At 59.5% G+C, this 13650-nt stretch carries 12 protein-coding genes; 9 read left to right on the top strand and 3 right to left on the bottom strand.

What is annotated here, in order from left to right:
- From ACXHXG_RS31025 to ACXHXG_RS31015, 3 genes are all read right to left on the bottom strand, one after another.
- Positions 1-423 (bottom strand): hypothetical protein, encoded by a 423-nt coding sequence (locus ACXHXG_RS31025; protein WP_104827516.1) that lies wholly within the window; start codon positions 421-423, stop codon positions 1-3.
- A gap of 745 nt (positions 424-1168) precedes the next feature.
- Complete coding sequence (locus ACXHXG_RS31020; protein WP_104827514.1) at positions 1169-1729, bottom strand: GNAT family N-acetyltransferase; 561 nt, start codon at positions 1727-1729, stop codon at positions 1169-1171.
- Positions 1730-1743: 14 nt separating this feature from the next.
- Positions 1744-4101 carry an Orn/Lys/Arg family decarboxylase gene (locus tag ACXHXG_RS31015; RefSeq protein WP_457901776.1) on the bottom strand — a complete coding sequence of 786 codons (2358 nt, stop codon included), beginning with the start codon at positions 4099-4101 and terminating at the stop codon, positions 1744-1746.
- A 564-nt stretch (positions 4102-4665) separates the two neighbouring features.
- Between ACXHXG_RS31015 and ACXHXG_RS31010 the strand changes: the two genes are divergently transcribed.
- The 9 genes from ACXHXG_RS31010 (at position 4666) to ACXHXG_RS30970 (ending at position 13499) form a co-directional block, all read left to right on the top strand.
- Positions 4666-5916, top strand: a complete 1251-nt coding sequence (locus ACXHXG_RS31010) for a sensor domain-containing diguanylate cyclase (protein WP_104827512.1) — start codon at positions 4666-4668, stop codon at positions 5914-5916.
- Between the two features lie 832 nt (positions 5917-6748).
- Positions 6749-7189, top strand: coding sequence for a DUF4168 domain-containing protein (locus tag ACXHXG_RS31005; RefSeq protein ID WP_260304400.1), 441 nt, complete (start codon positions 6749-6751; stop codon positions 7187-7189).
- A 288-nt stretch (positions 7190-7477) separates the two neighbouring features.
- Positions 7478-8452: a quinone oxidoreductase family protein gene (locus tag ACXHXG_RS31000; protein WP_457901775.1), complete on the top strand. Its 975-nt coding sequence runs from the start codon at positions 7478-7480 to the stop codon at positions 8450-8452.
- Between the two features lie 298 nt (positions 8453-8750).
- Positions 8751-9191: an acetyl-CoA carboxylase biotin carboxyl carrier protein gene (locus ACXHXG_RS30995; RefSeq protein WP_457901774.1), complete on the top strand. Its 441-nt coding sequence runs from the start codon at positions 8751-8753 to the stop codon at positions 9189-9191.
- Positions 9191-10579, top strand: coding sequence for an acetyl-CoA carboxylase biotin carboxylase subunit (locus tag ACXHXG_RS30990; RefSeq protein ID WP_457901773.1), 1389 nt, complete (start codon positions 9191-9193; stop codon positions 10577-10579). The genes ACXHXG_RS30995 and ACXHXG_RS30990 overlap by 1 nt, the downstream gene beginning before the upstream one ends.
- On the top strand, positions 10576-11004 hold the full coding sequence (locus ACXHXG_RS30985; protein ID WP_457901772.1) for an acetyl-CoA carboxylase: 429 nt from the start codon (positions 10576-10578) through the stop codon (positions 11002-11004). The genes ACXHXG_RS30990 and ACXHXG_RS30985 overlap by 4 nt, the downstream gene beginning before the upstream one ends.
- The gene (pxpB, locus tag ACXHXG_RS30980; protein WP_457901771.1) at positions 11001-11708 is read left to right on the top strand and encodes a 5-oxoprolinase subunit PxpB; all 708 of its coding nucleotides are present in this window, start codon (positions 11001-11003) and stop codon (positions 11706-11708) included. The genes ACXHXG_RS30985 and pxpB overlap by 4 nt, the downstream gene beginning before the upstream one ends.
- Positions 11705-12700 carry a 5-oxoprolinase subunit C family protein gene (locus ACXHXG_RS30975; RefSeq protein ID WP_457901770.1) on the top strand — a complete coding sequence of 332 codons (996 nt, stop codon included), beginning with the start codon at positions 11705-11707 and terminating at the stop codon, positions 12698-12700. The genes pxpB and ACXHXG_RS30975 overlap by 4 nt, the downstream gene beginning before the upstream one ends.
- A 31-nt stretch (positions 12701-12731) precedes the next feature.
- A complete protein-coding gene (locus ACXHXG_RS30970) occupies positions 12732-13499 on the top strand; it encodes a 5-oxoprolinase subunit PxpA (RefSeq protein ID WP_285169518.1) in 768 nt (255 codons plus the stop codon).
- The last annotated feature ends 151 nt before the right edge of the window (positions 13500-13650 follow it).

The following is a 13650-nucleotide window of genomic DNA, read 5'->3' as shown; positions in this document are numbered from 1 at the left end:
TTACCTCCACCCTGCATCGGTAATCGCCTGGTTGCACTTATCGCTCACCCGCTTTTGCCCTTTGTTGAGGCAGGCGAGTATATATCCGTCTCCCTTGACGCCTTTGCAGCGCATGGCGATGTCGCCTCTACAGACTTGGCTATAGGCGCTCTGCGCCTGCTCGCGTTGCGTGATCGATTGAACGACGCTGGCGACGGAGGTCTTGCAGCTTGGCGATATCTTTGCCTCGTTCTGCGCGAGGCAGTCCGCGATCCGCCCGCCGCCAAGGTTCAGGCCCTTGCAGAATTTGCCGATATCGGCTCCGCAATCGTCCGCAAGCTTCGTAACCGCATCCGCATAGCTGATGGTTTCCGCCTGCAGCAGCCCGCCATAAGAAACACAAGCAAGCATGACAGCCGCGAAAAGATTGCCTCTCCTCGACATTCTTCGCCCCCTCTGAGTTTGGCACGCCGGGGTCGGCGTACAGACGCCGCCAACCTGCCTGAAACCTCAGACGCCAGGAAGTATGTTACGGTATCGCTGATCGGGACACGTCTGCATTGAGGCGAGCGGCAGATTTGCACGCAGCACAGTCTCGTGATGTTCGGCTTACCAAATCGCTCGGCTGACCCGGGTGCTCGCCTTCGCGTGGCGAGAAAATGTGTAAAATACCGTAAAATACGGTTTTGATGATTTCTCTTCGTTTTTGGTCGGTAGAAGTGTCCCGTGTCGGATGAGGGCGCTAGCAGAGTTGCTACTAAGATCCGCAGCAGTGCGGGCCTGCCGCACTTGGTTGCCAATGCGGCTCATCGCGGCGAGTTGTCTGGCGGGCGCCTGCTTCGAAGTGCGCGCCAGATCGACGGAGCAGCTATCAGGAACGTTATGAAAGCAGCCAGCATAACGAGTGCAATACCCGTCTGCAGGAGCTCGAAGCGCAGCGTGTCGCGGGATACGAAATGCCCCGCTATCATTCCGGCTACGGCCAGCGGAAGGCGAACGAAAATTGGCATCTCCATCGTCTGTTCCCCCCATAAGAACCGCCAATGCGGGCGTACCGAAGAAGTATAACACGTAATCCGGGTCTTCCTCAGTTGTGTGGTTCAATTCCGGTTATGCGGAGCTTGCCCTGTGGTTCCTCGGCCCCGCTTTCGCAAGGGTGCGTGGTACCAGAGATTCAATCCCGTTGTTTTCAGCGAGTGGAGAGCGGAGGCGGTGGTGGTGGGGTGGTTGAGCCGGCGGCGAGTGAGCGCTGAACCATCACGGTATCGGCCCATCGGCCGTAACGATAGGCGACCGCCGGCAAAAGGCCGACGCGAGCAAAGCCGAACCGTTCATGCAGGGCGAGCGAGGCGGCGTTATCGGCGTCGATATAGCCGATCATCTGCCGGAAGCCGGCCGCAGCGCAGGCGTCGATCAACCCGCGCATGAGCAGGCTCCCGACACCCTGCCCGACATGGTCGTGATGCACATAGATCGAATGCTTGACGGTGTAACGATAGGCCGGGCGTTTGCGGAACAGCACCACGTAGGCATAGCCGACGACCTTCTCGCCCTCGAGCGCAACGACGTGCGGGAAGCGGCGGTCTTTCAAATTCTTGCGCCGTTCCCGCAGATCGTCCGGTTGCGGTGTATCGCTATCGTCCACCCCAACCTCGATGCCGCGGCGAATATGGCGGCGATAGATCGCCAACATGGCATCGACGTCGGTCTCCCGGGATGGGCGAATGACGATTATTTTCTCCTGCTTCATGACGGAACCTAAGCCTATTCCGCGACGACGTAGGTGTAGAGCCGGATGCGGCCGGATGCATCAATCTCGCGATAGACCCCCTGAATCTCCACCTCGAAGCCGGGGAAGGTGTTGAAGCAGGTTTCAAACATCTTGAGATAGTCGATCATGGGCTTTGCCTGTTCCGTCAGGCGCTCGCCCGGCACGATGGTCGCAATACCCGGAGGATAGACGACGAAGGGTGTCGTCGCGATGCGGCCGGCTATGGCGTCGATCGGCAGATAGTCCACATCGTTGCGAACCAGGCAGCGTGCCGCATCATGGGGCGACATGGCCATTGGGGGTAGGTGATCAGCAGAAAACTGCTTTGTCTGAAGCGCGCTGACATCGGCTTGGCGGAAGAAGTTATGCATTTCCGCGCAGAGATCGCGCAGGCGCACGCCGGCATAGCGGCCCGGACGGCGTCGATAGAATTCCGGAATTACCTCCTCCAGCAAAGCATTGTCGTCATGGAGTTTCTTGAAGGCGACGAGGCCGCTGATCAAGGTGCCGGCCTTGCTGGCCTCCACGCCAGGGGTGAGCAGGAAGAGCAGCGAATTGAGGTCGTTCTTTTCGGCGACGATGCGGTTTTCGCGCAGATATTGCGCGACCACCGGTGCCGGTATGCCGTGCTCGGTGTATTTTCCGCTCACCCGGTCGAAGCCGGGGGTCAGCAGGGTGAGCTTGTTCGGGTCGGTCATGGCAAAGCCCGGCTCCATTGCGGAAAAACCGTGCCATGCCGCGTCGGGCGTCAGATGCCAGAAGGCGGGATTGGTGGCGAGCTGGTCGGTAGAGACGCTTTCCCACGGCACTTCATGCACCGCTCCATGGCTCGATACATCCGGGATCGCCACCCGGTCCGGCACGAAGGGCTCGAAGAACCAGCGGCGCTCGGGGCGATGCTCCTTCTCCTCGAACTCGCGTCGTACTGCGCGGATCTTCTTACGCAGCTCGATGCCGAGGCGAATCGTATCGTCCCACAGCACTTCGCCCGAGCGGCCCTTCATCATCTGTGCGCCGACGTCGAGCGAGGCAAACAGCGGATAGAAGGGCGAGGTCGAGGCGTGCTGCATGAAGCTTTCGTTGAAGCGCCGGTGCTCCACGCGGCGCTTCTGACCGGTGATATGCCGATCCTTCATGTGGATCTGAGAAGCCTGGGAGAAGCTTGCGAGCTGCTTGTGGGTGGATTGCGTGGCGATGATGCCCGGCGCGTCCGGGCCAAGGTCGGAAAGGCCCATGGCAAAACGGCCGGCATAGAGCGGATGAAACTTCATGAAGCCCGCCCATGCCTCGTCGAAGAGAATGTAATCGCACAAATGGCCGATGCGCTTGAGGATCATCTCGGCATTGTGAATGGTACCGTCATAGGTGCACTGTTCCACGACAGCGACGCGGAACGGGCGCGGCTTCTTGTAAGCCTCCGGGTCTTTCACCAGCGGGTGCGTGCGGATGCGCTCGCGCAGGGCGTCCTCGTCCATGACCGCGAAATCGATGGGACCGATCAAGCCATAGACGTTGCGTATGGTCGGCATGTAAACCGGAATACCGCCCGAGATCATCAAGGCGCCGTGATGGGCGGCCTTGTGGTTGTTGCGATCGAACAGCACGAGATCGCCATCGGTGACGAGTGCTGACAGAGCGACCTTGTTGGACGTGGAGGTGCCGTTCAGGACGAAATAGGTCTTCTCGGCGCCGAAGATTTTGGCTGCTTCCTTTTGTGCAGCGAGCGCCGGTCCTTCGTGAGTCAGCAGGTCGCCGAGGTCGAGCACGGAATTGTCGAGATCGTCGCGAAACACCGCTTCGCCGAGATGCTCCATGAAGACCCGCCCGATCGGGCTGCGGCTGTAGAAGATGCCGCCATTGTGCCCGGGGCAGGTCCAAAGGTGATTGCCTTCCTCGGCATAATCGACCAGTGCACCGAAGAACGGCGTCTTCAGCGTCTCGGCATATTGCTTGAGCCGGCTGATGAGGCTCTTGGCGATGAAGGCGGGCGTTTCTTCCGATAGGAAGACATAGCCATCGATGAAATCGAGGACCTCTACCGGCACATCCTCGAAGCGCTTACGGCGGATCAGCAGGATGATGGGGAATTCCAGGCCGCGCCGGCGCATTAGGTTGATGAGGGAGGCCGTTTTGCCCTCGAGCCCCTTTTTGCCCCAGTCGACTAGCATGCAGCCGATGGCGGCGTCCGTCTGTACGGCGATCTCCGCATCTTCGAGGTTTCGTGCGCGCACCACCTCAAAGCCGGAGCCTTGGATCTCCTCGATGATCTGGTTGTAGCGGGCGCCCTCCAGGTCATCGCTGTCGAAAGCCGGCGTTGCGAACAGAAAGTTGAAACGTCTGAAATAATCCATTTGGGTACCCGCTCCTGATCTGGGACGAGATGTCGACGCATTTCATGACAAGGATGTGACAGGCTGTCGGATGTTCGAAACACTTGCACAGAATGGCATTTTTGCCATGCGTCTCTTCTCTTCCTGAATTTCTCCGTGCAAATCGATCGTCGGCGACTGTCCGATGCGATAAGCTCCTTTCGAGTGAACGGCCGCTTCTGAAACATAGTTCTGGCAACAAACCACCTGGCTAATGGTTCCGATTCCTTTCAAGGCGAGCAGATATCCTGTTGCATTTTCGGTCAGCCGCCGAGACTTTCATCGGCATATGCGTTTGCTGCTGGCTTTGTGATTGTCAGGAGCTTGGCTGGAAACCACATGCTGCCGGCAGGTGTAGCTTTGCCCGTGGCAGAGGGATTTTGGCTACAGACCCCGATATTTGAACAACCACCAGCCGTCCACGTGCTTCCTTCGTTGGCAGCAAAATCTTAAGCGTTGCGACAGCATGTCCGGACTCCAGCTTGACGACATTCCCCTGCGCAATTTACGGCTGGATAGCAATCTGCTTTGAAAGGTGTCGGGTCGATGTCGGCTGTACGTGCATTTGGAAGATTATCCGATGAGGCAGCGCGGCGCGAACTCGACCGCCTGGCCGCTCTCGACCGGCTGGACATATTAGACACGCCTAGAGACGAGGGGTTCGAACGGCTGGCTCGCCTCATCAAGCAGGTGTTCACAGTCGATATCGGCATCGTCTCGTTCATCGACGCCCACCGTCAGTGGTACAAGGCCTGTTTGGGATTGCCGGCAGACGAGGTGCCCAGGGAAGACACGTTCTGCCGCTACGTGGTGGACTGCGAACAGCCGATCGTCGTGCCCGATGCGAGCCGCGATCCCCGGTTTGCGTCCAATCCTGCCGTGACGGGAGAAGCGCATATCCGGTTTTACGCCGGCGTTCCTCTCAAGACCCGTGATGGTCATACCGTGGGAACCGTCTGCGCCATCGACCGTCAGCCGCGGTCATTTGGAAACAAGGATCTGGCGATCCTGGAGGAGATTGCGGGCGTCGCAATTGATCGCGCCGAGTTGCTGCAGTCGGCGGCCATCGACGTCCTAACGGGCGCGCTGACCCGTCGCGCTTTCAACGAGGAGGCCAGCCGTCTGCTTTCTCTTGCGGCTCGCCATCATCATGACGTGGCGTGTATCGTGCTCGATGTCGACCACTTCAAAAGGATCAACGACACCTATGGCCACGCGGCGGGCGACGAGGTGCTCAAGTCGGTGATCAAGACGTGCCGAGAGCAGCTCCGAGCGGACGATCTGCTTGGGCGTTTGGGTGGTGAAGAATTTGCAATTCTCCTTCCGCATATTGACCAGGCTGCTGCGTTTAAGGTGGCTGAAAAGCTTCGCAGCGCGCTGGATGCAGTTCCGGCCCAACTTGCAGAAAACACGGTGCCGGTTACCGCGAGTTTTGGCGTGACCGCGATGTCGATCATCACGAAGGACATCGATACGCTTCTCGCCCAAGCTGACGCTGCTATGTATCACGCCAAGCAGGCCGGTCGTAATCGCTGCGAATCATTCGCCGCTCGCTCCGGGTCGCACCAAAGTGCGCGGCGTCGGGTGCTTAAAGCCGGCGTAATCATTTTCAACGAAAGGCACTCGAGCTTCGATTGCACGATCCGTTCTCTCGGACCTGATGGTGCGAACCTCGTCGTGTCGACTGCTTTGGGCATCCCATCGGAGTTCGTGTTGAGCATCCCGGGAGAGGGATTCGAAACCACGTGCCGGATAGTCGCGCAAGACCGTCAGCATCTGGATGTGATGTTCCGGTAGGCTCACATCCAAACAACAAATACCTCGCTTTCCGACCGCGGCCTGCCGCTGATGACGGGATGTAATTCTGGCGCGGCGCGCTTTCAGAGGCCCTTTAGAAACCCAGTTCCGACGATGTTTGCCGTCAGCAGGCGAGGCCCTGGCGCTGGCAGCAAACCTTCTCCTGGCTGTTTGAGAGCCACGATGGCGATCGAAGGGTACAGTGCCCACCGATGATCGGCGCGAAGGTTTCTTAGCAAGGATTAAGTTTTATCTTGATCGATGGGTGGTGCAAAGCTTCATCCTCTTATAGTTTCACTTAAGGCAATGGAGGTTGCTGGAGGAGGATTCTATGAGTGAAAGAGCCCTGGGCTTTTTGTTGGCTGCAGAAATGTCTGCTCTTTTCTGGGCTGCAGTATTTGTCGTGGTGTTTTCAAACTCATAACTGTGGCATGCGATGCGTGCCAAATATCATCGGTAATAGCTCTGCGAGCGGCTGCATTCGGTAACTGCGCTCGGGATCGGAAAGCCGATGATCGCGCTTTGCGACAAGCTCTTGGATTTGCATGCAGACACAACAGTGTGGGTATGTGGAAGTAGCAAGCGTGTGCACCCAAACCGCCCCCGACATGGGCCCCCAAGACACACTCCCGCGCACATGTGAGATTTCCGCTCTCGGGTTCAGTCCGCCATAAAATCGCCCCCCAATGGACAGCAGATCACCCCGATATCATCACGGGATACCCTTCTCGAGGCCACATTGTGACTTGATCGTTGCTCGATCCCGCCCACAGCGAAAGCAAAGCAATGCAACATAATGCCGCTTTCGCCGCATGATCTGAGAGGAGCGAACATGCACACTCGTTATACCAAGACCCTATCGTTGACTGCTGCTGTTTTCAGCCTGACGTTGCTCGGCCAACCAGCGTTCTCGCAGGTGATGGCCCAGCAGCAGCCAGCGACTCAGCAACAGCCAGCGGCTCAAGGACAGACTGGTGACAATGGCGCAGCCGCAGCCGTCAGCGATCAAAAAATCGAAGCATTTGCGGTCGCCTATCTCCAGGTCGATAAAGTGAGGCAGGAATATTCGGCCAAGATAGGAGCAACGCCCGATGTAACGGCAAAGCAGAAACTGCAAACCGAAGCTAGCGAGCACATGGTTAAGGCTGTGGAAGGTTCCCCGGGCATTTCGCTAGAGGAATATAAGGCGATTTTGACAGCCGCTCAGAACGATCCGACACTCGCTAAGAGAGTTCAGGACAAGTTTCCGAAATCCGCTCCGGCGCAGCAGTAAGCTGAGTGGAGAACTGCACTGCGCACCTTAAGACAATGCGGTAGCGGCGAATAACCGTAGGCGATCCCCACTTTTGGTCAGGTGGAATGGACGATCACATCGTTAGTTCTGCCGCGCCAGCTACCGCGACCGCGCGTGAAGCAAGTATCCCCTAAACGTTGGTATAGCTACGGTTAGACCTCAGTCGCGTAGCCTTCGTAGTTGGGCACGAGTAAACCTCTGTCGAACAATGAAAAGCGTTACGGTCGGTGGCATCGATGCCGACCATAATGCAACGGAGGTTCGAAGGTGGAGCGAGCCGTTCGCATTCACAAGTATGGTCCGGCCGAGGTGCTCAGCTTCGAACCCATCGAGGTTCCGCTGCCGGGGCCTGGCGAGGCGCTGATCCGCCACACGGCGATCGGGCTCAATTTCGTCGAGGTCTATTTTCGGCGCGGCACGTTCAAGGTGCCGGCGCTTCCGGCTACGCTCGGCAATGAAGGCGCAGGGATCGTCGAAGCCATCGGCCCCGGCGTTACTGGTGTACAAATCGGCGACCGTGTCGTCTATGCCGACGGCCCGCTCGGCGCCTATGCAACGGTCCGCCTCTACCCCGCCGATCAGCTTGTGCGCATTCCCGACGCGATCAGTGACAGACAGGCCGCGGCCTCTTTTTTGCGCGGCACAACGGCGCGCATGCTCTTGAAGGAGGTAGCGCCACTCAAAGCTGGCGATACGGTGCTTTTCCATGCCGCGGCCGGCGGAGTCGGCCTGTTATTCACGCAATGGGCGCGTTCGCTCGGCATTCGCGTTATCGGCACCGTGTCCCATGAGAGGAAGGCGGAAGCCGCACGACGCGCCGGCTGCATCGAGGTGATCAACTATGCCACGGAGGATTTCGTCGAGCGTGTCCGAGACATCACGTCCGGCGAGGGCGTCGCGGCCGTGTTCGACGCCGTTGGCCGCGACACCGCGCTCAAATCGCTGGCAACGCTGAAGCCGCGTGGCGTGCTGGCGCTTTTCGGCCAGGCATCCGGCAGCCCGCCTGACATCAATCCGTCCCTGCTGGCGCCGAAATCGCTATACGTCACCTGGCCGATTCGGCCTGTCTATATGGCGACGCCTGCACAGCGACAGACCAGCGCAACCGACCTGTTCGATGCGATCGGCGGCGGTATCCTTGGTGTCGGACCAAACCAGATCTTCGCTCTCGACGACATCGTTGCGGCCCATCGGGAACTCGAAAGCCGCAAGATCGTCGGCGCCGCCGTCATAACACCGTAAGCCGTTCGCGTCGCTGCGGTCCGCTACAGCCATCCAGGCGGACGCGGAGCCCGCCTTTGTAGGCGCGCTCAATGCCAGGGACAAACTAATCGCCGTCACGGACCAATTGCAGGCGGGAGCTGCAAAAGCGCCACCTGGCAAGGCAGCGGTGCCGGATGATCTTTTCCTGGATCACAGGCGCCATTAAAAGTTCTTCTGACCCCATCGTTCGGCCCATCGTGTACGGAAGAGATCAGCCGAACGCGGTCCTCATAAGTATGGACCCGCGAAGAGGCACTCCGAAATACCGAGTACTCTGATGGACCTGTCGAAAATAAAGACGCTGATCGATTTTGTCGGACGATCGAACATTTCCGAGCTGACGGTAACGGAAAAGGACGTCACGGTACGGATCTTTCGGTCACCGGATCAGACGGCCTCCGCCGCTCCGGAGCAGGTCCTTGATAAATCAGTGGTTGGTTCGGCCGTATCGAGCGGCGATGTTTCGGCAAATGCATCGGCCTCAACCATTACCGTGAAGGCGCCTCTCTTTGGCGTGCTGCATCGCGCACCGGCGCCGGGCGAAGAGCGTTTCGTCAGGGTTGGCGACACGGTGCAGGAGGGACAGATCCTTTTCATCATCGAAGCAATGAAGGTCTTCAACAAGATCGTCGCGCCGCATGCCGGTCGCATTTTGCGCCTGACCGACGTCGATGGCGGTGAAGTCGAAACGGGCGATGTGCTGGCGGAGATTGCGTGATGGCGGAGCCGCTTGATAAAGCCTTGGCGGAACGGCGTTTCGATACGGTTCTCATCGCCAATCGAGGTGAGATTGCCGCGCGGATTCAGCACGCTTGCCGCGAACTCGGTCTGAAGACGGTCGCGATCTGCTCCGAAGCGGACAGGCAGGCATCCTATGGCAAGACGGCCGACAGCTTTCTGTGCATCGGTCCCTCGAACGCGGCCCGGAGTTATCTCAATCAGGATGCAATCCTCCTTGCCGCGCATCTGACCGGGGCCGGCGCGATCCATCCCGGTTACGGATTTCTGTCGGAAAACGCTGCTTTCTCTGACGCTGTTGAAAAGGCCGGCCTTGTCTTCATTGGGCCCGAGGCTTCCTCGATTGCGACCATGGGCGACAAGATATCGGCAAAACGGGCGATGATCGCCGCCGGTGTGCCCTGCGTGCCCGGCCCTGATACGTCGCTTCCGGATGATCTGGCGTCCATCGAGCGCATCGCGCAGGAAATCGGCTATCCCGTGATCATAAAGGCCGCGGGCGGCGGGGGCGGAAGAGGGATGCGGGTGGTTCCCGAGGCCGACGGGCTGCACGAGGCCATCGCTCTGACGCGCGAGGAAGCCCGGCAGGCTTTCGGCTCCCCGGCGCTCTACATGGAGAAGTTTCTCGAACATCCACGGCACATCGAGATTCAGGTGCTCTGCGATAACAATGGCAACGCCATCTGGCTTGGACATCGCGATTGTTCCATGCAGCGTCGGCATCAAAAGGTCGTGGAAGAGGCGCCGGCACCCGGAATTTCATCGGAGGCGATCGAGGCGGTGGGGACAGTCTGCGTCGAAGCCTGCCGGCAGATCCGCTATCGTGGTGTCGGAACCTTCGAATTCCTCTACGAGAATGGCTCGTTCTATTTCATCGAAATGAACACGCGTCTGCAGGTCGAGCATCCGGTCACCGAGATGACCAGCGGGATCGATATTGCGCAGGCACAGATACAAGTCGCTCAAGGTGTTCCCCTGGAAACCAGCCAGGATGATGTGACCTGTACCGGCCATTCCTTCGAATGCCGCATCAATGCCGAGGATCCCGACGGTTTCCTGCCTTCGGTGGGGACCATCACCGATCTTGCCCTTCCTGAAGGGCCGGGCATCCGGGTCGATACCCACATCCATGCCGGCTATCGGGTCTCGCCCTATTACGACTCGCTGATTGCGAAGCTGATCGTCCATGCGCCCACGCGAACGGAAGCGATGGCGAGAATGCGTGAGGCCCTTGCCGTCACGCGGATAGAAGGGATTTCCACCAACCTGCCATTGCTGCGCGCACTGTTCGAGGATGAAGGGCTCGCACGTGGCGAGACGGATATCCGCTATCTGGAGCAATGGCTCCAGCATCGGAGGGCGGCATGAGCGCGATCGACTTCAGCGATCCGGCGACCATAGCAGTCCTGGCCGATGCCTTGACGGCCGCGGGAGTCGGCGGAATTGAAATCTCGAGACCTGGCGGAAATCTGCGTCTCGTGATTTCGGCAGTGGGTGGCGTTCAAGTCAGCACGACAGGAAATGCACGGCCGGGCTTGGCCGTGATACCGGCGGTCACCGTCAAAGCGCCGATGGCAGGTCGCTTCTGCCCTTCATACCCTTCGGCCCCCATCGAAATCGAGCATCGTCCGCGCACTGTTTCAGAGCAGGACGTTATCGGCTTCATCCGCATAGGTTCCGTCCTGCTTCCTATTCCCGCGGGCCGGTCCGGTTTGCTGAGCAAACGACTGACGGAGCCCGATGCCCTGGTCGGTTTCGGTGATCCCCTGTTCGAGATCGAGCCACACTCATGATTGCCAATTCGAACATCCTTGCGCAACGTCGCGAAATCATCCCTGCCGTCAAAGGCCAGGCGCGAGTTTCCTGCATCGGAGCTCGATCTTTCCTGCTCGAAGCGCCGGGTGAATTTGACCTTCCCGCCCAGCGATGGATCTGGGGCCTGTCGCAAACGGTGATCGGCTGGACCGATATCGCGGAAGTGATCCCCGGCATGACCAATCTCCTGGCGATCTTCAAGGCGACGCCCGAGGATCCCGAAATCATTGCAAGCCGGCTTCTCGAGGCATGGAACAATGCTGAGAGCCTCGACCTGGCGGGGAAGATCATCGAAGTCCCCGTTCACTACGGCGGCGCTTATGCGATCGATCTTCCGGCTATTTGCGATTTCAGCGGATTGAGCGACCGCGAGGTGGTGCGCATTCACTACGAGGCCGATTACCGCGTTTTCGCCTTGGGAAGCGCTCCGGGTTTTGCCTATCTGCACGGCCTTGATCCACGCATTTATATGCCTCGCAAGACCATTCCGTCGCTGAGGATGGAAAAGGGCAGCGTAACGATCGGAGGAATGCAGACCGGCGTTGCGATGCTGACCGGTCCGAACGGGTGGAACTCCCTCGGCCACGCGGAGCTACAGATGTTCGATCCGACCTCCGCGACGCCGGCCCTTATGGCGCCCGGGGATACCGTGCGCTTTCTGCCGGCAAGGATCGAGCTATGATCGAGATCATCGAAACCGGTTCGTTCAACACCGTCCAGGACCTTGGCCGCCCCGGCTATCGTGATATCGGGGTCTCGGCCAGCGGCGCGATGGATCCTCTTGCGGTGAAGATCGGCAATATCCTTATTGGCAATGACGAGGGCGCGGCGGCGATCGAGGTTCAGACCTTTCCGTTCAAACTGCGGTTCGAGACCGATAGCGTCTTTGCCGTCACAGGTGCGGACGGCCATCCGACGCTGGATGGTCGGGAACTGCTTCCATGGTGTACTCACGTCGCCGAGCCGGGTCAGATCCTGGAGCTGAGGCAGCCGCCCAAATTGGCCCGCGCCTATATCCTGTTCGGTGGAGGGCTGGACGTGCCGGTCCTCATGGGCTCGCGCAGCACCGCGCTGCGCGGAGGGTTTGGCGGCAATGCCGGTCGATCGCTCGCTAGGGGCGACAGGATCGGATTTGGCACGGTTTCGGATGCACTCCCTCTACCACCAAGCGGCATTGCCGCCGTCGAGCCGTCCGTGGCGCTGCGCGATGTCTTCCCGGCTGTGATCGACGGTGTGCTGCCGATCCGGGCGATAGTGGCTGGCGAGCATGAGCTCTTCGCCTCCGACGGCGATACCTTCTGGGGCCAGACCTGGAGGATATCATCCAGCAGCGACCGCACCGGCTACCGCCTGTCCGGCGAACCGATCAAGCCGTCAGCGACAGTCGAGATGCGCTCTTACGGCATCGTGCCCGGCGTGATCCAGGTCCCGCCCGGTGGCGAGCCGATCATTCAAATGAGCGACGCCAACACGGCGGGTGGCTATCCCAAGATCGCGGGCGTCATCGAATGCGACCTGTGGCGTCTCGGGCAAGCCCGTATCGGAAGCCGGTTGCGGTTCGTTCGCTCGACGCATGCCGAGGCACGCGCGGTTGAGCAGGCCGTTGCCCGCTATGTCGCGGATGTCAGGCGGACATCGCAGATGGTCAAGCGCGCTTTGAAGGCGATGGCCTGACGGCAAGTGAATGGGTCAAAAGGAGGAAGCTGTGAAGATCGATCTGAATTCCGACATGGGCGAAGGTTTCGGTCCTTATCGGCTATGCGATGACGAAGCGATGATGAGGATCGTTTCCTCCGCCAACGTTGCCTGTGGTTTTCATGGCGGTGACCCGGATACGATGGCGCGTATGGTGCGTCTCGCAAAGGAAAACGGCGTGGGCATCGGCGCGCATCCGGGCTTGCCGGATCGATCCGGTTTCGGCCGGCGCGAGATGCCGTTTCAGCCGGACGAACTGCGGCAGCAGATGCTTTATCAGCTCGGCGCTCTGATCGCGATCGCCAAGAGCCAAGGCATGAGGGTCAGTCATTTCAGCTTTCACGCGGCCATGGGCAATATGGTCAATCGCGATCCAGCGCTCGCCGATCTGATGATGGATGCCATTTTCACCGTCGATCCTCGCCTGGTGATATTCGTCACGGCCGGCAGCGAAATCGAGAAGGCGGCAAAACGCGCGAAACTCAGGACGCTGGCGCTGTTTCTGGCCGACCGCGCCTATGACGCCAGCGGCGCGCTTGTTGCCCGCGGTCTGCCGGGCGCCCTCGTCAAGGATGAGGCTTCTGTTCGGGCGCGGGTGCGCCGTTTCCTGACCGACGGCACCGTGGAGGCCATCGACGGCACCACAATCGCCATGCCGGCCCGGTCGATCCTTGTGCATAGCGATACGCCCGGCTCCTTGGAGCTTGCCCGCATTGTCCGCAGCGAAATCGAGGCTTCCGGCGCCACGCTCGCGCCTGCGGCCGAACTTGCGTCCTGATTGCCTAAAGCATGTCGCGCAAAAGTGTGCAGCGGTTTTGCGACAACGACATGCGCAAAAACAAGAGCTTAAAGCGCAAGGAGCGAATCCCAGAGATCGTGACGCGCTTTAAGGCAACCAAATTTTCCCATCTCAGCGAAAGATCATGCCG

It is taken from the genome of Rhizobium sp. LEGMi-198b (assembly GCF_054114205.1).
The sequence above is the reverse complement of the archived record's forward strand: the minus strand, read 5'-3'. Positions and strand labels throughout refer to the sequence as shown.

Excerpts from the sequence above, each read along its gene's own strand:
- ACXHXG_RS30995 (WP_457901774.1), top strand. The coding sequence starts at position 8,751 with ATGGACCTGTCGAAAATAAAGACGCTGATCGATTTTGTCGGACGATCG.
- ACXHXG_RS30975 (WP_457901770.1), top strand. The coding sequence starts at position 11,705 with ATGATCGAGATCATCGAAACCGGTTCGTTCAACACCGTCCAGGACCTT.
- ACXHXG_RS30990 (WP_457901773.1), top strand. The coding sequence starts at position 9,191 with ATGGCGGAGCCGCTTGATAAAGCCTTGGCGGAACGGCGTTTCGATACG.
- ACXHXG_RS31025 (WP_104827516.1), bottom strand. The coding sequence starts at position 423 with ATGTCGAGGAGAGGCAATCTTTTCGCGGCTGTCATGCTTGCTTGTGTT.
- ACXHXG_RS31010 (WP_104827512.1), top strand. The coding sequence starts at position 4,666 with ATGTCGGCTGTACGTGCATTTGGAAGATTATCCGATGAGGCAGCGCGG.
- ACXHXG_RS31015 (WP_457901776.1), bottom strand. The coding sequence starts at position 4,101 with ATGGATTATTTCAGACGTTTCAACTTTCTGTTCGCAACGCCGGCTTTC.
- ACXHXG_RS31005 (WP_260304400.1), top strand. The coding sequence starts at position 6,749 with ATGCACACTCGTTATACCAAGACCCTATCGTTGACTGCTGCTGTTTTC.
- pxpB (WP_457901771.1), top strand. The coding sequence starts at position 11,001 with ATGATTGCCAATTCGAACATCCTTGCGCAACGTCGCGAAATCATCCCT.
- ACXHXG_RS31020 (WP_104827514.1), bottom strand. The coding sequence starts at position 1,729 with ATGAAGCAGGAGAAAATAATCGTCATTCGCCCATCCCGGGAGACCGAC.
- ACXHXG_RS30985 (WP_457901772.1), top strand. The coding sequence starts at position 10,576 with ATGAGCGCGATCGACTTCAGCGATCCGGCGACCATAGCAGTCCTGGCC.